This is a genomic window from Actinopolymorpha sp. B9G3 (assembly GCF_040120725.1).
In the GTDB taxonomy this organism is placed as follows: domain Bacteria; phylum Actinomycetota; class Actinomycetes; order Propionibacteriales; family Actinopolymorphaceae; genus Thermasporomyces.
The window spans coordinates 121,706-139,708 of the sequence record NZ_JBEEAB010000006.1; the positions used below are offsets into that span (position 1 = coordinate 121,706).

18 protein-coding genes and 1 tRNA gene are annotated in these 18,003 nt (G+C 68.1%); 13 read left to right on the forward strand and 6 right to left on the reverse strand.

Annotated features, from left to right (window positions below; translation table 11 throughout):
* Nucleotides 1-30 precede the first annotated feature (30 nt).
* Nucleotides 31-558, reverse strand: coding sequence for a GNAT family N-acetyltransferase (locus ABNF93_RS13050; RefSeq protein WP_349328475.1), 528 nt, complete (start codon nt 556-558; stop codon nt 31-33).
* Complete coding sequence (locus tag ABNF93_RS13055; protein ID WP_349328241.1) at nt 558-1,286, reverse strand: GntR family transcriptional regulator; 729 nt, start codon at nt 1,284-1,286, stop codon at nt 558-560. The genes ABNF93_RS13050 and ABNF93_RS13055 overlap by 1 nt, the downstream gene beginning before the upstream one ends.
* Before the next feature lie 220 nt (nt 1,287-1,506).
* On the opposite strand from ABNF93_RS13055, the gene ABNF93_RS13060 reads away from it, so the two are divergent.
* The 10 genes from ABNF93_RS13060 to ABNF93_RS13105 all read left to right on the forward strand — a co-directional run bounded on the left by ABNF93_RS13060 (nt 1,507) and on the right by ABNF93_RS13105 (nt 11,987).
* Nucleotides 1,507-1,788 carry a DUF6284 family protein gene (locus ABNF93_RS13060; protein ID WP_349328242.1) on the forward strand — a complete coding sequence of 94 codons (282 nt, stop codon included), beginning with the start codon at nt 1,507-1,509 and terminating at the stop codon, nt 1,786-1,788.
* Entirely contained in the window at nt 1,788-2,147 is a 360-nt protein-coding gene (locus ABNF93_RS13065) for a hypothetical protein (protein ID WP_349328243.1), read from the forward strand. Before ABNF93_RS13060 ends, ABNF93_RS13065 begins: the two co-directional genes overlap by 1 nt.
* Complete coding sequence (locus ABNF93_RS13070; RefSeq protein ID WP_349328244.1) at nt 2,147-3,223, forward strand: DUF2637 domain-containing protein; 1,077 nt, start codon at nt 2,147-2,149, stop codon at nt 3,221-3,223. Before ABNF93_RS13065 ends, ABNF93_RS13070 begins: the two co-directional genes overlap by 1 nt.
* The gene (locus ABNF93_RS13075) at nt 3,223-5,520 is read left to right on the forward strand and encodes a cell division protein FtsK (RefSeq protein WP_349328245.1); all 2,298 of its coding nucleotides are present in this window, start codon (nt 3,223-3,225) and stop codon (nt 5,518-5,520) included. Before ABNF93_RS13070 ends, ABNF93_RS13075 begins: the two co-directional genes overlap by 1 nt.
* Nucleotides 5,521-5,686: 166 nt before the next feature.
* Nucleotides 5,687-5,992: a hypothetical protein gene (locus tag ABNF93_RS13080; protein WP_349328246.1), complete on the forward strand. Its 306-nt coding sequence runs from the start codon at nt 5,687-5,689 to the stop codon at nt 5,990-5,992.
* Nucleotides 5,993-6,054: 62 nt separating this feature from the next.
* Entirely contained in the window at nt 6,055-6,990 is a 936-nt protein-coding gene (locus tag ABNF93_RS13085; protein WP_349328247.1) for a bifunctional DNA primase/polymerase, read from the forward strand.
* Between the two features lie 181 nt (nt 6,991-7,171).
* The gene (locus ABNF93_RS13090; RefSeq protein WP_349328248.1) at nt 7,172-8,239 is read left to right on the forward strand and encodes an AAA family ATPase; all 1,068 of its coding nucleotides are present in this window, start codon (nt 7,172-7,174) and stop codon (nt 8,237-8,239) included.
* 115 nt (nt 8,240-8,354) lie between these two features.
* Nucleotides 8,355-8,627 (forward strand): excisionase family DNA-binding protein, encoded by a 273-nt coding sequence (locus tag ABNF93_RS13095; protein WP_349328249.1) that lies wholly within the window; start codon nt 8,355-8,357, stop codon nt 8,625-8,627.
* Nucleotides 8,628-9,965, forward strand: a complete 1,338-nt coding sequence (locus ABNF93_RS13100) for a tyrosine-type recombinase/integrase (RefSeq protein WP_349328250.1) — start codon at nt 8,628-8,630, stop codon at nt 9,963-9,965.
* A 357-nt stretch (nt 9,966-10,322) separates the two neighbouring features.
* The gene (locus ABNF93_RS13105; protein ID WP_349328251.1) at nt 10,323-11,987 is read left to right on the forward strand and encodes a nucleotidyltransferase domain-containing protein; all 1,665 of its coding nucleotides are present in this window, start codon (nt 10,323-10,325) and stop codon (nt 11,985-11,987) included.
* Between the two features lie 198 nt (nt 11,988-12,185).
* Here the strand turns inward: ABNF93_RS13105 and ABNF93_RS13110 are convergent.
* A tRNA-Gly gene (locus ABNF93_RS13110) sits at nt 12,186-12,259 on the reverse strand.
* Between the two features lie 286 nt (nt 12,260-12,545).
* Here ABNF93_RS13110 and dcd point away from each other — a divergent pair.
* Nucleotides 12,546-13,121 (forward strand): dCTP deaminase, encoded by a 576-nt coding sequence (gene dcd, locus ABNF93_RS13115; protein WP_349328252.1) that lies wholly within the window; start codon nt 12,546-12,548, stop codon nt 13,119-13,121.
* Between the two features lie 90 nt (nt 13,122-13,211).
* Here dcd and ABNF93_RS13120 read toward each other — a convergent pair whose 3' ends face one another.
* Nucleotides 13,212-13,814: a DJ-1/PfpI family protein gene (locus tag ABNF93_RS13120; protein WP_349328253.1), complete on the reverse strand. Its 603-nt coding sequence runs from the start codon at nt 13,812-13,814 to the stop codon at nt 13,212-13,214.
* A gap of 56 nt (nt 13,815-13,870) precedes the next feature.
* On the opposite strand from ABNF93_RS13120, the gene ABNF93_RS13125 reads away from it, so the two are divergent.
* The gene (locus ABNF93_RS13125) at nt 13,871-14,545 is read left to right on the forward strand and encodes a class I SAM-dependent methyltransferase (RefSeq protein ID WP_349328254.1); all 675 of its coding nucleotides are present in this window, start codon (nt 13,871-13,873) and stop codon (nt 14,543-14,545) included.
* Nucleotides 14,546-14,577: 32 nt separating this feature from the next.
* Here the strand turns inward: ABNF93_RS13125 and ABNF93_RS13130 are convergent, their stop codons facing one another.
* Nucleotides 14,578-16,524 (reverse strand): heparinase II/III family protein, encoded by a 1,947-nt coding sequence (locus ABNF93_RS13130; RefSeq protein WP_349328255.1) that lies wholly within the window; start codon nt 16,522-16,524, stop codon nt 14,578-14,580.
* 226 nt (nt 16,525-16,750) lie between these two features.
* Here ABNF93_RS13130 and ABNF93_RS13135 point away from each other — a divergent pair, with 226 nt between their 5' ends.
* Complete coding sequence (locus ABNF93_RS13135) at nt 16,751-17,650, forward strand: endonuclease/exonuclease/phosphatase family protein (RefSeq protein ID WP_349328256.1); 900 nt, start codon at nt 16,751-16,753, stop codon at nt 17,648-17,650.
* A gap of 85 nt (nt 17,651-17,735) precedes the next feature.
* On the opposite strand, the gene ABNF93_RS13140 is transcribed toward ABNF93_RS13135, so the two are convergent.
* Nucleotides 17,736-18,002, reverse strand: a complete 267-nt coding sequence (locus tag ABNF93_RS13140) for a hypothetical protein (RefSeq protein ID WP_349328257.1) — start codon at nt 18,000-18,002, stop codon at nt 17,736-17,738.
* Between the last annotated feature and the right edge of the window lies 1 nt (nt 18,003).

Consider the following 18,003-nt stretch of genomic DNA (forward strand, 5'->3'; position numbering starts at 1 on the left):
GGCCGGCCATGCCGGCTAGGGTTCCCCGACTCATCTAGCCCCACCGCGAGGCGAGTAGCCGGTTCGCAGTGCCCTCTGGAAAAGGGCGCCACTCATACGGCCGGGGATGTCGACGGTTCGTACGTGCTCGAAGCCGTGGGCTTCGTAGTAGGCGTGGAGCCGAGTGTTGGTCGTCCAGCAGTTGAGCCGAATCCAGCGGTCGCCACGCTCACGCCCCTGCTCGCCGACAGCATCTAGCAGGGCAGCCCCGTAGCCCTTCCCGTGCTGGTGCTCCGCGACCAGGAGGCGGCTGATGTAGGTCTGTGGCTCCTTGACTTCTTGTGGCGTCCAGAGTTCGGCGTCGGCCTCGATCAGGGCCACGATCGCGACGATCTGGCCGTCCACGCACCAGCCGACGAAGGCGCCGGTGTCGATCTGGTGGTCGATGCTTCGGCGTACGGCTTCTGGGTTGACCCCGCGCCGGTACTGATCCGTGCCCTTGTCCGCGAGCCAGCCTTCTGCGTGACTCCGTATCCGGTGGACGAGCTCGCGGTGTGTCTGGTCGAGCTTGACCAGCATCACGCCTCCAGGTTGTACGAGACCTGAACCTGGTCGGCGGCCATCCGCGTTACCAGGTAGCGCACGGGCCGGTCTTCGGCGTCGAAGCCCGTTCGGGTGTGCACGAGCAGCGGCGTTCCCAGTGCCATGCGGAGCTGTTGCGACTCCTCCGCGGTGGGCATCCGCGAAGTGATGGTGTCGTACCAGCGAGCCTGCTTGTGGCCGGTGGCGGCGAGCAGGCCACCTTGCACGCCGACGTCGCGTGGGTCCCAGAACAGCTCGTTGTCGTCGGTGACAAAGGGCGGGAAGTAGGACTCGCTCAGCTGGTGAGGTATCCCGTCGACGCTTCGGACTCGATACCGCGCCTGGATCGGGGTCCCCTCCGGGATCTGGAGAACTTTGGCTACGTCGGCGGGGGCCTCGATGGTGGTGATCCGCATCTCGTTCTTCGGCTCGCCGCCCTGGGCCCTGATTGTGTTCGCCCAGGCGTCGCCGTCGTTGGAGTGTGCGCGCTCCCACTCGCTCATGGGCCACTCCCAGCGGCGACCATCCCGCACGGTCCGCCGGTTGCCCTGACTGCTGGTGATCAGGCCCTCGTACTCCAGGGTCGCGAGAGCTTGCCTGATGGTTCCGCGACCGACTTCGTACTTCTCCACCAGCTGCGCCTCACTGGGGAGCGTCGAGCCCGGTGGACCCAGCGACTCCCGTATGAGCCTGGCGATTCGCTCGTGTTTGTGCTCAGTGGGCATTTTTCCTCTCTTTCGTACTTGACAAGCTTATCCACCTTGTTCGAACATGTCACCTATCCGGCTTGTTCGAACAAGCCGAATGAGATGGACAGTCGAAGAACGCTACCGGAGAGGCAGGGCCGTGCGAACGACCGGAGGAGACAGGAGGGGCCCCGCAGGTGCTGGCACACCCACGGGGCCCGGGATGAAACCGCGTACCAGACGAGAGGAACAACGGTTCATGTCCATCATCTCTCGCCGACCTTCGGGTTGGTACGAACGCGATGCAGGTGGCTCGGCTGAGGACCTGGAGCCGACCCCAGCCGAGCTGGCCGCGATCGAGGCCGAGTGGCCGCTGATCGAGGCTGAGCTGGCGCTGCTGGATGCCGAGATCGCTGCTCTGTCGGCCGCGGGCGGTCCGTCGCCGCTGGACTGGCGCCGGGTCGGTCGGGCCGAGGCCCACGTCACTCGTGTCGCAGCGAGGCTGGCGGCCGACGCCGCTGCCCGAAAGGGGGCAGCGTGATGGCACGCATCTGTCGCAAGCACTGTCCGGTGCCGAGCGGAGTGCCGTGGGGCTTGCTCCTTGCTGCCGCCGGCGTGTGGGGCACCGCCCAGGTCCTGATCGCGGCCGGCAAAACAGCCCTGATCGTCATTCTCGGCACCGCGCTGGCGGCGGTCGGCACGACAGTGACCGTCGCGATCTGTGGCGCGATCCGCAACCTCGGCACAGCCGCAACGGCGGCCGCGTCGGTTGCCGACGTGGTGCCTGAGCAGACGCCAGCGCATGAGCCGACGCCCGAGGCGCCAGCCAGCAACTCACCGTGTGAGCCGCCGTCGGAGCGACCGCAGCTCCGACTGGTACGTGACGAGGAGGCTGCCTGATGACCGTCTACGAACAGCAGCTGCCAGGCCAGCAGCGCAATGGGCAGGTGTCCGGTCTGACGGCGCCGTCGTCGTCCCTCCAGAACAACCAGGACGGCGGGAGCGGAGGCAGCGTACGAATCGATCCGCGGAGCCGGGCCCTGACGGCCCGCGAGGTTACGGCGGTCAAGGGCGTAGCGACCGCCACGCTACTGCTCGGCGTGATCGGGTTGGTGAACTCGTTCCACGCCGTTGCCGAGGCCGCGCAGGCCTCGTTCGGCGGCCTGGCGTGGACGGTGCCGCTGGCGGTCGACGTCGGCATCCTCGTGTTCTCCGCGCTGGACCTGGTGCTGGCGCGGCTGGACATGCGGGTCGCATGGCTACGGCTCCTGCCGTGGTCCCTGGTGGCGGTCACGATCTACCTGAACGTGGCGGACGAACGTACGTGGTTCGGCCGGATCGCCCATGCGGTCCTGCCCGCCCTGTGGGTGGTCGCGGTCGAGGTCGGCACGCACGCGGTACGGGTCCGTGCCGGACTCGGGTCTGTACGTCGGATGGACAGCATCCGTACGTCGCGCTGGCTGCTCGCACCGGTGTCGACGGTGGGCCTCTGGCGCCGGATGGTGCTGTGGGAGATCCGCTCCTACCCGGACGCCCTTGCGCGCGAGCGAGACCGGCTGCTCGCGCTCACCAGGTTGCAGGACGCGTACGGCCGGATCGGCTGGCGGTGGAAGGCACCCCGCCGGGAACGGGCCCTGTACCGGCTCGGCGAACACACTCCCACCGGCAACGAGCCCGCGACTACTCCACAGCGCCAGGCCGCAAACCGGATGGGCGACGCACCAGCTGCCCTGACGAAGACGAGCAAGTCGACGCGCAAGCCCGCAGGTCGGAAACCGGCGGTGCGCAAGCTCCTGGCCGACTACGTGACTGAGGCCCGCTCCGCTTGGACACCGGACACCGAGGTCACTCCGGCATGGGTCCGCAGCGTGACCGACTGCGCTCGCGGCACCAGCAAGGCCGTAGCCGACGCGCTTCGCGCCGAGCTGTCGACGCCAACTCCAGCCCGTTCGGAGAACGCGAAGGAGATCGGCTGATGAACACCAACGGCGAACACGGCACGAACGACGACTCTGGAGGGTTCGTGAACACCCCACACTCCGACAGCACGAACGGGCCTGAGGACCAGGCCGCGAACGGCGCCCACAACAGCGACGTGAACGGCTCGGATGCCACCGGCAACGTGGTGCCGTTCCGGCCAAACATCCCCCGGCAGGGCCGAAACAAGGGCGCGGACGTGAACGGTCCGGACCCATCCGGTTCGGACTCGGGAGATACGTCGGCGACATCGGCGGTGTCGTACGAGGTGGAGCTCGACGACTCACAGGAGACGAGCACCGGCCCGGTGCCGGTGGACGTACCTGCGTCGTCCGGCGAGCGTCGGCCGATCATCCCTCCGTCGCTGCAGCCTCAGAACCTCGGCACGACGGTCAAGCGGACGGCGGGGCGGTGGGCCTACAACGCCGGTTTCCACGCGGTGCGGTCGCCCTGGTACGGGCTGAAGATGGTCGCGTTCTCGGTCCGTGGCCTGGTCCGGCTGATCAAGCTGCAGCTGACCTGGTGGTGGGTGCACCACCACTTCCAGCTGCTGCAGAACGCCGCGAACGCCAACGACGCCAAGGAGTGGGCAAAGACCCTGATCTTGATCAAGTCCACCCGGCTGTGGCGCGGCATCGTCCTCACGGCCGAGCTCGTTGCCGTCGCTGTGGGCATCCCGGTTGCCTGGCACACCGTTCCGCACCCGTACCTGTGGACCGCTGCCGGCGTGGCGGCGTTCGGCCTTGCGCACTACGGCAGGCCGATCGGGCACAACATCCTCGGCACGGCAGTGGTGGCTCCGCGGTTCCGGAAGCTGAACTCCGACATCGTGTTGCGCGCCTACTACGCCGCTGGTCTCGGACGTGCCGACCGTCCGGACCAGGAGGTTAGGTTCGGGACGTCGATGTCCCGGGACGCCCGGAACACCGGATCCCAGGTCGTGATCGACCTGCCGTACGGCAAGGGTTGGTCCGACGTGCTTGCGGCGAAGGAGAAGATCGCCTCTGGCCTGGACGTTCACGTCAACCAGGTGTTCCTGACACCAGACAAGACGTCCTCGCGTCGGCATCTGTTGTTCGTGGCCGATCGTGACCCGCTCGCCGTGTCGGTGGGACGGACGGACATGTTGGACTGCAAGCCGCGCAACATTTGGCACCCAATCCGGTTCGGCAAGGACGAACGCGGCCGGCTGGTCACACTCGCCCTGATGTGGGTGTCGGTGCTCGTCGGCGCGCAGCCCAGGAAGGGTAAGACGTTCGCCGCCCGCCTGCTGGCCCTGTACGCGGCACTGGACCCGTGGGTGCTGCTCGTCATCGTGGACGGGAAGAACTCCCCGGACTGGTCGAAGTTCCGGCTGGTGGCGCACCGGATCGTGTTCGGCACCCACCCAAACCCCAACGATGACGACCCGATCGGCCACTTGCTGAACGTGCTGGACGAGATCCTCGCCCACATCGACCGGGTGAACGAGCAGCTCGCCAAGCTGCCCGTCACGCTGTGCCCGGAAGGCAAGCTCACCGAGCAGCTCGCTCGGGACCCCCGGTTCCCTGACCTGCGGGTGATGGTGCTGGTCATGGAGGAGTTCCAGGTCTACTTCGAGACCGAGGACCAGGCCGTGAACAAGGAGATCGCTGCCAAGCTCTCCCGCATCCAGGCGGTCGGACCGTCGGCCGGCGTCATCATTCTGTCCAGCTCGCAGAAGCCCTCCGGCGTCGGCGCGGGCGATGTGGGCCGGTTGTTCAACCGGTACCGGGACAACCACGCAGTCCGGTTTGCGCTGCGCTGCGGAAACCGGCTCGTCTCCGAGGCGGTACTTGGTGGCGATGCATACGCCGAAGGGTTCGACGCCTCGTCCCTGCCGGTCGGGGACGAATACCGCGGTGTCGGCTACCTGTACGGCATGTCCGACCACACACCCACGGTGCGGACGTTCCTGGCCGACCACGGCGACGCCGAGAAAATCCTCAAGGCGGCGCGAGCACACAGGGAACGCCACAACACCCTGACCGGTATGGCCGCCGGTGAGGACATCGCCCGCCAGGTCCGCGACGTGCTCGCCGACGTCGCCGACGCGATGGCCGGCGAGACCGGGCTGCAATGGCCCACTCTCGCCGCCCGGCTCGCCGAACGAATGCCCGAGCACTACGCCGATGTAACGGCCGACGCCCTGTCCGCACAGCTGAGGGCGCTCGGTGTCCCGTCGGTCGACGTCAAGCGGGACGGCCAGGTGCTCAAGGGCGCCAAGACCGTCGCCGTCACCGCAGCCATCAACCGCCGAAGGATCAACGGAGAGTAGCCGCCGGGCGGGGCGGGTGAGGTAGCGCCCGCCCCGCGACCGGTAGCGGCGGCGCTACCCGCCCCGCTACCACCCCACAACACACCTGATCAGGCCGCACGTCGCCAGGTAGCGGGTCGCGGCCTCAGCCGACCTCACCCAGAAACAGCCTCAGGAGGCGCCCCTCATGCTCCACAACGCCGCGACCGCAACCCAGCTCGCAGCTACGCACGGTTACAGCGCCGATGTCGGCGCCTGGCTCGTCCTCGCCCTGGCCGCATGGGGCGCTGGCTACCTGTTCCTGTGCTGGATCTGGCCCTTTACCAACTGTCGCCGCTGCCATGGCTGGGGCAAACGCCGCGCACCTATCGGACGCGGATTCCGGCACTGCCCCCGCTGTAGGGGCACCGGCTACCGACTCCGCATCGGTCGTCACGTCCTCAACCGCCTCCGTGACATCCGCGGCGCCAGCACCAGGAGGCGACTCCCATGACAGGCGCCACATCTGAGATCGGCGACGACACCCCGACATCCAGACGAACGAGGAGCACACCCATGGCCGCTCAAGCAGATGCCGCGCTGGGCGCCGCCGGGCGCGGCTGGCACGTCCTCCCACTACGCCCCGGCGTCAAGCTTCCGGCGTTCCCCGACCACACCGAGGACCGCTGCAACCAGCGCGACCCACGATGCCGGAACGGCCACACCGGATGGGAATCACGAGCGACCACCGACTTTGACCGGATCCACCGAGCCTGGCGGCATCGTTCGTACGGCGTCGGGATCGCCACCGGACCGTCCGGCCTGGTCGTCATCGACCTGGACGTACCCAAACCCGACGACCAGACGCCCGAAGAGTGGCGACTGCCCGGCATCGTCGACGGGCACGACGTGTTCGCCACCATCTGCCACCAGGCCGGCGAGCCGCTGCCCCTGGACACCTACACCGTCACCACGCCGTCCGGCGGAACCCACCTGTACTACCAGCACCCTGACGGACCACAGCTACGCAACACCACCGGAGGAACCACAGGTTCCCTCGGCTGGAAGATCGACACCCGCGCCCACGGCGGCTACGTCGTCGCCGCTGGCACCGGCCTCGCCAAAGGGCGCTACGCCGTCGCCCACGACGTCGACCCCGCGCCACTTCCCGACTGGCTCGCTGAACGCCTCACACCGCCCCCACTACCGCCACAGCAGCCCGTCCGCATCGAACTGGGTGGCGACCGGGGCGGACGTTACCTCGCCGCCGCGGTCAACGGCCAGGTCGACCACATCAGGAACGCGCCCGACGGAACCCGCAACACCGTCCTGTACCGATCCGCCGTCGCCCTCGGGCAACTCGCCGCAGGCGGCGCCCTCGGTACCGAGGAGGTCACCGCCGTACTCACCCGCGCCGCACTCGACGCAGGCCTGCGACCCCGCGAGGTGGACCGCACCATCGCCTCCGGCCTCAAAGACGGCGCCCAACGACCCCGAAGCGTGGCCGCATGAACGCCCTCGAGCGGTTCGCCGGGATCTGCCTCAGGTTGGAGCACGCAGCGATGCACGTCAAAACCCTGCTGAAGCAGAGCGATGGGTACATCGCGGCCGCTGCCTGCAGCCGAGCTGAGCCACGTTGCACCATCCGCTCCGGCCTGTGCGCAGGAGCTAAGCGGACAAAGGAGGTCGCCGTATGAACGCCATCCACGACTCCAACCAGCGTCCTAACCACTCCAGCGAGGAGCCCACTGTGCCTGCGATCAACCCGACTGACGCACCGTTCCTGCGACCCGTCCGTGACGGTCGCGGCGAGGCCTCCAAGCCCGACGGGCGGCTACGGACGCACTGGACGGCCGATGAGCTGATGGCGATGGAGTTCGTCCCACCCGTGTGGGCCGTCCCCGGAATCATCTGCGAAGGCGTCTCCCTGCTGTGCGGGCCACCCAAGGTCGGCAAGTCCTGGGCTTCCCTGGGACTGGGCCTTTCTGTGGCAGCCGGAGGCCAAGCCTTCCACGCGATTCCCGTGCAGGGCGGCCCGGTTCTGTACCTGGCGTTGGAGGACACGCCACGCCGGCTGCAGTCCCGTATGGGCAAGATCCTGGGTGACAGGTCTGCACCCTCGACGCTCACACTCGCCACCGCCTGTCCGCTGATTGGGCAGGGCGGGGACGACGCCATTGCCGGATGGCTTGACCGTAACCGTGGCGCCCGGATGGTCATCATCGACGTGTTCGCCAAGATTCGGGGAGCTGCCCCGCCGGGGGCATCCGCCTACGAGGCCGACTACGCCGCTGTCGGGGCCATCAAGCGACTTGCCGACAACTACGCGGTGCCGTTCGTGCTCGTACACCACGTCCGCAAAGCTGGCTCAGATGACTTCCTTGCGGAAGTGTCTGGCACTAACGGGGTCGCTGGAGCCGCCGACGCCACGCTCGTCCTCAAACGGGGCCGAGGACAAGCCGACGGCGTGTTGTACGTCACCGGCCGAGACGTCGACGAGGCCGAGTACGCACTGTCGTTCAACGCCGCATCGGGCGCGTGGATGCTGCTCGATGGCCCCGCCGACGAGCATCAGACCACTGACACTCGTGCGGCGATCCTGCGGTACCTGCGGGCCAACACTGGCAGCGGGCCACGCGCCATCGCCCAGGGCACCGGGCTCGGCGAACCTAACGTCAAGGCAACTTGCCGCCGGATGCTCGCCGCCGGGTTGCTCACTGCAGACGGCAAAGCCCGCTACAGCGTCCCGGACGGTGCCTGATGAGTGCCCGGCGTATCCCCTGTATCCCGTGTATCTCTGACCCGCTGACCAGTACGAACGCGAGACACGCCAGCCGCCGCATGTATCCCCGACCGCTACCACGGGGGAGCCGCCAGTGACCGCCCAGACCCGCCCGCCCTCTGTTTCAGCACGCTCGAAAGGAACCGAGAGCATGATCCAGCGCCCGGATGAAGATCCGCTCCTCGATGTGAAGCAAGCGGCGGCGTTGCTCGGAACGTCCGAGCGCTTTCCACGTCGTCTGATCGCAGACCGCCGCATCCGCTTCGTGCGGGTGGGTCGCTTCGTACGAATCCCCATGTCCGCCCTGACGGAATTTATGGAGCCGGTAGAACCCATGACCGCACACGACGCTTGGAGGGCAGCGTAAATGGCGCGCGGAAACAAGCACGGACATCGCCGGTTCGGACTGATCCGGCAACTGCCGTCCGGCCGGTATCAGGCGAGCTACCTCGGCCCGGATGGTCAGCGGAAGTATGCGCCTGAGACGTACGCCCGCAAGTCCGAGGCTGAGCGGTTCCTGTCACTCGCCGAGGTCGCGCTCCTCCGGGGTGACTGGACCGACCCCGAGCGGGGCAAGATCAGGCTCGGCGACTATGGCACCACCTGGATCGCTCAGCGCCCGAACCTTCGGATCAGGACTCGCGAGCTGTACGCCTGGCTGTTCGAGAAACACATCCGACCTGGCCTGGGCAACATCCCTCTCGGCAAGCTGTCCACTCAGGTCATTCGCGAATGGCGTGCTGAACTCATCAAGAGTGGAGTCTCGGAATCCATGGCCGCGAAGGCGTACCGGCTGCTTCGTGCCATCCTCATGACGGCCGTGGAAGAGGACGGCATCCTTCCCCGCAACCCGTGCCGCCTCAAGGGAGCGGGCACCGAGAAGGCCCCGGAGCGTCAAGTCCTAAACATCGCCCAAGTGATGGCCCTCGCCGATCTGATTGGCCGTCGCCCGGTCGGCAACATCCGCAAGATAGAAGGAGGATTCCGGCTCCGCTACCGGGCGACGGGTGGCCTGATGCAGGCCTTCCCGCAGACGTTTACCACCCGCGCCCATGCCGAACGATGCCTCTTCAAGCTCATGCACGACGGCCGGGCCGACCACACCCGCGATGATCGGCTGCACGCCCTTGTGCTGCTCGCGGCGATCGCGTCGCTGCGATGGGGTGAGGTCACCGCCCTTCACCGTCAGGACCTCGATCTCGCCAACGCCACCGTGCGCGTTCGGGTCGCCTTCACCGAGCAGAGCAACGGCACGATGGTCCTCGGTCGACCCAAGTCCCGAGCGGGAGTTCGAACGGTCAATATCCCGCGCACTCTCATTCCCCACCTGCAGGCCCACCTCGATCGGTACACGGAGAACAAGCCGAACGCCCTGGTCTTCACCGGCATCATGGGCGGGCCGCTGCGGCGAAGCGGTTTCAACAAGATCACCCGGTGGACCCATGCTGTCGCCGTCCTAGGCATGCCAGGACTGCACTTCCATGACCTCCGGCATACCGGCAACATGCTCGCCGCGTCGACCGGCGCGACGACGAGGGACCTCATGCGGCGCATGGGCCATGACAACGAACGGGCCGCTCTCATCTACCAGCACGCCACCAACAAGGCGGACCAAGCCATAGCGCAGGGCCTCGATGAACTCCTGAAGGCCCAGCACGACGACCCCGACGACGGCGTTGCGGGACGGCTGGTCCCAGTGGCGTAAGTACACGGAGGCACTCCAAGGCCCTTTGAACGATCAGGGCCCAGGTCGGGACTCAACGTCTGACCGGGCCCTGGTCGTGGAGCGGGAGCCGCTCGTCCGCGCACTGAAGGTCGTAGACGTGGTGCTCATCGTTGCCTGGTGTTGCAGCTCGTTGGAGTCAGACTGCGGTCAATTGGAGCTGCGTTAATGGGTGATCGTTGCTTACCTGCCGTGCTAGCCTGACCTGGATCTCGGGGCACGAACGGAGGTGGTCTCCATGCGCGATCTGTTCAGCGCGGTGACGCCTCCTAGCGACTCCTAGCCACCCCGGATCCCTTCGGGCTCACCGCGTCACATTCTTGCGGAGGAGTCCCTTCCATGCAGAGCCTCGTCGAAGATTCGACCCCGCTCGTCATCGTGCGTGACCTGTTCCGTTCCTACGCCCGCCCGTACTGGGTAGCTGGCGGATGGGCTGTCGACCTGTTTGCCCAGCGTGTCCGTCGACCGCACGGGGACGTGGACATCGCCGTCCTCTATCGCGATGTCGACTATCTGGCCGAGACATTCCGTGATCCGCGGCCCGTCCTGGTCCATCCTGCGACCGGTGAACGCCGTGAGTGGACGCCGGATGAGGAGTTGAGGCCCGGCCCCCATGGTTTCGTGATACCTGATGACTCCCATCCTTGCCCCATCACGATCATGCTCACTGCCTCCGATGGGGATGAGTGGGTGTACCACCGTGGGACCGGCAACGTCCGCCGCCCACACACGCGGATGACGCTCACCACTGAACGTGGTCTACCCTTCGTCGGGCCCGAGGTCGCGCTGTTGTACAAGTCGCCTATGTTGCGGCCCAAGGACTGGCAGGACTTCGATGACATCCACGAGATGCTCGACGACGAGCGTCGCGAATGGCTCATCGACAACATCGCGCACCGCCGCCCCGACCACCCCTGGCTGCCACGGCTTCGACGAACAGCCCAGCGACGTCGCAACAGCCTTACTGGTTCCGCTGTCTCAGCGTTCCCGCAACCAGCCCGGACGAACGGTGACGGCCCCAATCACACCGGCCGGGACAGTACGACCCCGCTAGCTGTGCCGGCGCCATCCAACGCGGAAACCGCCGAGCAGGCGACGGACGCGATGCAGGCTCGGGTCGACCAGATCCTTGCGCGGTTTGATACGAGTGTGGCACGCGCTTCCCGCGTCCCCTTTGCATGGTCCAACGAAGTATGGCTGGCAGAGGAAGTCGTCGTACGCGTGGGCAAGCTCGGGCGCAACTCACTTTCCAGGGAGGTCGCCCTCGCACGGCACATACCCGCCGGCGTCGGGTACCCCGCGGTGCTCGGCTACGGGATCATCGACGATCGCGAGTGGATGGCCAGTGCCCGCCTACCCGGCCGCAATCTCCACGAGACCTGGCCCGAGTTAGAGCCGGCGGTCAGGAAGGATGCGGTAGGAGATCTGTGGTCCCGGTTACAGGTCCTCCACGCCACCGACATCGCAGCAGCCCGAGCGGCTGGATGCACATCGACGAGGTACTACGACCTCGACTCGGCACAGGCTCACATCGGGCTCGCAGAACTAGTGGACCGTGGCGCCCTGGAGGTGAGCATCGGCAACCGTCTCGCCGCACTGCTCAGCGAGGCGTTCGAAGCGATACCCCTCGCACCACTCGCTCTCAATCACACCGACGCGGCGCCAGGAAACGCCGTTCTGACACCGAGCGGTCAGGCGATACCGATCGACCTGGAGTCCGCCTGCGTCGCCCCGGTAGATCTCGACCTGGAGAACCTGTTCCGCTACCTGCACTACATGGCAGACCAAGCCACGTCCAACCACATCGCCATGCTCGCAGCCGACTTGCTCAACCGCCCAGGCGCCGACGCCAGACTGCGGGGATACGCCATCCTCCGTGACCTGTGGGCATTACGGCGCTGGTTCCGCCAAACCCGCGACACCACCGACCTCTCGACCTGCGCACCGATCCAACGGCTACACAGCCACGCCACCGGCACGAGCTGGCTACACACCATCTTCTAACTGAGGTCCGAACAGATCCACTGCGAGGCACGTCATGAGGCCTCTAGAAGCCTCATACGGCGCATGGGCACGACGACGGGGCTGCGGGACGGCTGTCCCCGTGGCCTAATTGCACGCTAATTGCACGGAGGCACACCAAGGCTTCTCAAACGATCAAGGCCCAGGTCGGGACTCACCGCCTGACCTGGGCCTTTGCCGTGGAGCGGGTGAGGAGAATCGAACTCCCACTGTCAGCTTGGGAAGCTGATGTTCTGCCATTGAACTACACCCGCACGACGCCGCCCCACTCCGAGTCCGCATGGACCGGAACGGACGACGACCGGCTAAGGATACTACCCACCTCCGCCCGTTCGCGGACCGCAACCGACACGTTCGCTCCCAGCCGGCACCACCACCGCCTGCCACCAGTCGCCACGCCCGCGCCACGCCCGCGCCGCGCACCTCCGCGCCGCGCGCCCCCGCGGCGCGGACCCTGTGCCGCGGCCGCCACCCCGCGCCCGGCGCGCCGAGCGTCGCGCCGGGTCTACCCGGGCGGGTGGTGTTCGGTAGGTTGCGAATGTGCTCCTCTCCGATCGTGATATCCGCCTCGAGCTCGACAAGGCCCGGGTGGTGCTCGACCCGTTCGACCCGACGCTGGTCCAGCCGTCCAGCGTGGACGTACGCATGGACCGGTTCTTCCGGGTCTTCGAGAACCACCGCTACCCCCACATCGATCCCGCCGAGGAGCAGCCCGACCTGACCAGGCTCGTCGAGTGCGAGAAGGGCGAGGCGTTCATCCTGCACCCGGGCGAGTTCGTCCTCGCCTCGACGTACGAGATCATCACACTTCCCGACGACATCGCCGCCCGGCTGGAGGGCAAGTCGAGCCTCGGTCGGCTGGGCCTGCTCACTCACTCGACGGCCGGCTGGATCGATCCCGGCTTCTCCGGCCACGTCACGCTCGAGCTGTCCAACGTTGCCACATTGCCGATCAAGCTCTGGCCGGGCATGAAGATCGGGCAGCTGTGCTTCTTCCGGCTTTCCTCACCGGCGGAGTACCCGTACGGATCAACCCAGCACGGGTCCCGCTACCAGGACCAGCGGGGGCCGACGCCGTCCAAGTCGTACCGCAATTTCTACCGTGCCGACATCTGACCCTGCCTGACATCTGACCCGGCACGACATCTGACCCGGCCCGACATCTGACCCAGCCGAGATCTGACGCCCAGGGGCCGCGGCGGCACGTCAGACCGGAGGCGCCGGGTCGTACTGGATGCCGCGCCGGACCTGCCGGGCCCGCTCCACCCCGGCCAGCCGGGAGACCAGGTGGAGCGCCATGTCGATACCGGCGGAGACTCCCGCCGAGGTGATCATGTCGCTGTCGTCGACGAACCGTTCCTCAGCGCGAACCGTGACGCTCGGATCGAGTTCGCCCAGCTCGTCGACCGCGCCCCAGTGGGTGGTCGCCGGGCGCCCGGCGAGAAGTCCCGCGGCAGCGTAGACCAGCGAACCAGTACAGACACTCGTCATCAGCGCGACGTTCTCGCGCTGCCGCCGTACCCACGCCAGATGCGCCTCGTCCCGCACCAGCGGTCGGGTGCCGCGCCCGCCGGGGTGGAGCAGAACCTCGAACCCAGGAGCATCGGCGTACGAATGATGGGCGCGGACCGTCAGGCCCTTCGCACACTCGACCGTGCCGCCGTCGCGGGAGACGCAGGAGACGGCGAACCCGTCGTCGGGATATCGGCGGGTCCAGTGGGCGAGGACGTCCCACGGGCCGATGGCGTCGAGTTCCTCCACGCCGTCGAAGAGCACGATGCCGATGTGACGTGGTTCAACCGTGGCCATGGCGCCCATGACACCACACCTTTCGTCATCCGTACCCTGGCAGCCATGGAGTCAGCGTGACGACCCCGGAGCCCGACGCCGAGGCGCGACGCCTGGCCAGGGAGTCCCTCGCGGCCGACGATCCGACGGGCTGGTTCGAACGCCTCTACGCGGCGGCCGAGCAGGGCGCAGCGGTGGTGCCGTGGGATCGCGGAACGCCGCACCCGATGCTCGTGGACTGGGCGCGGGCGCGTGGCCTCGACGGCAGGGGCGGGCGCGCGCTCGTCGTCGGCTTCGGCCCGGGCCACGACGCCGAGTTCGTCAGCAGCCTCGGCTTCACCACGACAGCTTTCGACATCGCGGAGTCCGCGGTGCGCGCCGCCCGGGAACGCTTCCCTGACTCCACCGTGCGCTACCTCACCGCCGACCTGCTGGCGCCGCCGCCGGAGTGGTACGGCGCGTACGACCTGGTGGTCGAGAGCCTGACCGTCCAGTCCCTGCCGGACGCGTTCCGCCCCGATGCGATCCGGCAGGTCGCGCGCCTCGTCGCTCCTGGCGGCACGCTGCTCGTGATCGCCGCCGCCCGCGAGGAGTCCGAACCCGCTGTCGGCCAGCCACCGTGGCCGCTGACGCGCGCCGAGGTGGAGGCGTTCGCCCACGACGGACTCGAGGTCGTACGCATCGACGACCTGTACGATGCTGATCGACAGGTTCGTCGCTGGCGGGCGGAGTTCAGCGGGCCGGCGGCCTGACGGCCCGGACCGTTCAGCGTCGGCGTCGGCTGCTACGCGGGATCGAGGACGAGACGCACCGCGCCGGAAGCCCGGGGCGTACGCACGACCAGGGCGAGCCGCCAGAGGTACGACCCACCCCAGACCCGCTCGAGCCGCCGGTCGTCGAGCGCGATGCGTTCGGTCGAGACGTCGACGAGCGCAGGGTCGTAACCGATCGTCAATCCGCGCTTGACACCCGGCACGCGGACGACGCCGGATCCGGCCGTTATGTCCGGTTCGCCCGACGTGATGAAGTGCAGACGTACGTCGGACGGCGATCCGTCGAGCTCCCACGCGTCGGACAGCACGACCCGGCCGTCGCCGACCGACCGGTCCAGCGTGACCTCGCGTACCCATGACCGGCAGCCCGCCTCGGCCGGATAGGCGCCGGCGAGATCCAACCGCAGGCCCACCCGGCCAACGCCGTCGCGGGTCAGTTCGACGTCCCGCGCGGCGAACTCAGCACCGGGCGGCTGGTCGTGGCCGTTGATGAGCGGCACGTTGTGGTGGGTGCTGCGCAGGCTCCAGATCTCGTAGCGGCGAGCGGAGAACGTCTTCGCGGTGTACTCCCCGACACCGGCGTCAACCAGCACCGGATGCCCGTCGACCGCGACGAGCACCGTGCCCACGTCGTTGTGGTTGTGGTCCTCGGCGTTGTGCCCGCCCTTGATCGAGAGCAGCAGGCCGTCGTCGCGTCCGGCGTACGTACGGGCGACGAGCAACTGGGTGTCCGGCCACCATGTCTCGGCCACCAGTGGCGCGGGACGCGCCGGCTCGGCCCGCCACTCGGCGTCGGCGAGAGCGAGCAGGCAGCGCCCGAGCGGGGTTCCGGGTTCGACGACGGGGCCATCCGGCCCGCGCAGGGAACGCCCGTGCGCGACCACCTCCTCGTCGCCGATCCGTACGCCGTAGCGGTAGAGGACGTGCCCACACGCGGCCCGGCCGTCGATGCTGGCCGGGCCGTCGGAGACGTTGACGTACCACCGGTCGGCGATGTGGACGCCGTGCGGATAGCGGCCGATCTTCTGGACGAGCGGTACGCCGAATCCATCCAACGCACCGCCTGTCGCGGAGTACAGCGTCTCCAGGCACTCCGCGAGCGACGCACCTGCCCGCCACCAGTAGCTGTGCCCCTCGGTGCAGGCACCGTCGGGGAGGTAGCCGCCGACGAACACGTCCAGCCCTTCGACCGCGCGTTCCACGGTGAGCTTGATGTCGGCGGGATCGTCGTCGAGCAGCAGAGAACACGCGAGGACGTTGGAGTTGATCCACGGGTTCCAGTTGTTGACATGCGGGCGTACCCTGCCGAACCACACCCAGCTGTCAACCGTACGTTGCGGGACGAGGATGCGCGTGCGTACCTCGTCGACCATGCGCTGCACCGCCGAGTGGGAACGTTCCCGCAACCGGTCGGCGAGCACGGCGTACGTCCATGCCAGCAGCGAACCCGTCTCCGCCGCGAAGAGGTCCAGCGTCGGGTTCCCCGGATCCGGCAGATCCTTGCCGCGATCGGCGCCCTCGGCATTGTCCCCACTGTGGGAGAGGTCGTGCGCCGGGATGCACCACGACGTCTCCTCGCAGAGCAGCCAGACACCGTCGAGAACCTCCTCGTGCCAGCGGTCGTCGTCGGTGAGGCAGGCGGCGATGACGGCGGCGGCGAGCCGCGAACGCCTGGCAAAAGAGGGGTCCTGGTAGCGCACCCGGTTCCCGGTACGCCGGAAGTCCAGCCACAGTGTGGCCGGCAGCTCCGGCCACGGACCCCGGCAGAGCTCCTCGGCAGCGGCGAGGTGCGCGCGCCGGGTCGTGTCATCGATGCCGGACCAGAAGGCGCGGTCGTCGACGTCGGGCACCGGACGCCACCCTCCCGGCTCCGGCAGGTGGGTCGCGAGCGCGTCACTCGTGAAGATCTCGGTGAGCATGTCGGTAAGGCCCTTCGGCCGGCGACGAGGCAGGTTCACTGTTGACCTTGCCCACATCCGCGGGTCGCCGTGGAGTGCGCTAACCGGTCTCGGCCAGCCTGCCCACAAACGCCCGACGGGTGTGCCGACCGCGAAGCCGGCTGGCGGGACACGGCCGGCCCGAAGGTGTCCAGTTCAGGCGTTCGACCGCGTCGAGTCCACCTACGGTGTCCAATTGTCAGGCCTCGGCTGGCCGACAGTCGAACGACCTGGCTTGACTGGGATCGTGCCGAGACACCAGGAAACCACCCCGTCGACCGTCGACCCGGGCCCCTCCGCGGACCCCTCTGCGGACTCCGCCAACGGGCCACGTCCCGAGCCCCTCATCGGGCCAAGCGAGGCGCCCGCCGTGCACGTCATGTCGTTCAACGTGCGGGTGGGAAGCGACGGGCTCCACGATCCGTGGGCCGACCGGCGTGCCGCGACCGCCGCGGTGCTGCGGTCCGAAGCGCCGACCGTGATCGGTACGCAGGAAGGGCTCTATCACCAGCTGCGCGACATCAGCGCCGACCTGCCGACGCACTACGAGTGGATCGGCACCGGACGCGAAGGCGGCAGCCGTGGAGAGTTCATGGCCGTCTTCTTCGACGTCCGCCGGCTCGACCCACGGGAGTTCGACCACTTCTGGCTCTCCGACACTCCGGCGGAGATCGGGTCGTCGTCGTGGGGCAACAAGGTGGTACGCATGGCGACCTGGATCCGGTTCCGCGACCGGGTGACCGGGCGGGACTTCGTGGTCCTCAACACCCATCTCGACCACGCGGTGGACAAGGCGCAGCGCCTGGGCGCGGAGCTGGTGGCCGAACGGCTCGCCGCCTTCGACCTCGCCCTGCCGGTCATCGTCACGGGCGACTTCAACGTCGCGGCCGAGGCGTCCACGCCGTATGACACGTTGACCACCGGCGCCGGCCTGGTCGACACCTGGTCGGCAGCGAACGACCGCCTGACACCCGCGTACGCGACCTACCACGGCTACGAGCCGGCGGTAGAAGGCGGCGACCGGATCGACTGGATCCTCGTCCGGCCGGATACGCGGGTGCAGGCGGCGGCGATCAACACCCGCACGGTCGACGGTCGGTGGGGGTCGGACCACTGGCCCGTGCAGGCGCTGCTCGCCCTCGACTGACCGCGGCAGGTCGCGCCCGCCGCGCCGGCCGATCACGCCCCGGCTGAAGGCGGCAGGTCGCAACCCGCGAGACGGCGCCGGCGGCTCACGCCCGACTGACGACGGCCGGCCGGTCGCCACGCCGGCGCCGTTGTGCCGGCAGGGTGGCGCGCTGCGGCGGATGGGCGGGTTCGACCCGGTTGGCCAACCGGCGGAGGGCCAGCGCGAACGTCCGTCTCAGGCCGCGCAGCACGCGTTCGTGGCGGGTGCGCCGGTGGAGGCGCGAGCGGCGTACGGACCGGCTCATGGTTGCTTCGGCGAGCAGGTCGGCCTGGCGGGACTTGGCGAGTTCGTAGATGGCGTGGTCGTTCATC

What these genes read in the sequence shown, in the direction of transcription:
- ABNF93_RS13050 (WP_349328475.1), bottom strand. Translation starts at nt 558, where the DNA reads ATGCTGGTCAAGCTCGACCAGACACACCGCGAGCTCGTCCACCGGATA.
- ABNF93_RS13055 (WP_349328241.1), bottom strand. Translation starts at nt 1,286, where the DNA reads ATGCCCACTGAGCACAAACACGAGCGAATCGCCAGGCTCATACGGGAG.
- ABNF93_RS13060 (WP_349328242.1), top strand. Translation starts at nt 1,507, where the DNA reads ATGTCCATCATCTCTCGCCGACCTTCGGGTTGGTACGAACGCGATGCA.
- ABNF93_RS13065 (WP_349328243.1), top strand. Translation starts at nt 1,788, where the DNA reads ATGGCACGCATCTGTCGCAAGCACTGTCCGGTGCCGAGCGGAGTGCCG.
- ABNF93_RS13070 (WP_349328244.1), top strand. Translation starts at nt 2,147, where the DNA reads ATGACCGTCTACGAACAGCAGCTGCCAGGCCAGCAGCGCAATGGGCAG.
- ABNF93_RS13075 (WP_349328245.1), top strand. Translation starts at nt 3,223, where the DNA reads ATGAACACCAACGGCGAACACGGCACGAACGACGACTCTGGAGGGTTC.
- ABNF93_RS13080 (WP_349328246.1), top strand. Translation starts at nt 5,687, where the DNA reads ATGCTCCACAACGCCGCGACCGCAACCCAGCTCGCAGCTACGCACGGT.
- ABNF93_RS13085 (WP_349328247.1), top strand. Translation starts at nt 6,055, where the DNA reads ATGGCCGCTCAAGCAGATGCCGCGCTGGGCGCCGCCGGGCGCGGCTGG.
- ABNF93_RS13090 (WP_349328248.1), top strand. Translation starts at nt 7,172, where the DNA reads ATGAACGCCATCCACGACTCCAACCAGCGTCCTAACCACTCCAGCGAG.
- ABNF93_RS13100 (WP_349328250.1), top strand. Translation starts at nt 8,628, where the DNA reads ATGGCGCGCGGAAACAAGCACGGACATCGCCGGTTCGGACTGATCCGG.
- ABNF93_RS13105 (WP_349328251.1), top strand. Translation starts at nt 10,323, where the DNA reads ATGCAGAGCCTCGTCGAAGATTCGACCCCGCTCGTCATCGTGCGTGAC.
- ABNF93_RS13120 (WP_349328253.1), bottom strand. Translation starts at nt 13,814, where the DNA reads ATGGCCACGGTTGAACCACGTCACATCGGCATCGTGCTCTTCGACGGC.
- ABNF93_RS13140 (WP_349328257.1), bottom strand. Translation starts at nt 18,002, where the DNA reads ATGAACGACCACGCCATCTACGAACTCGCCAAGTCCCGCCAGGCCGAC.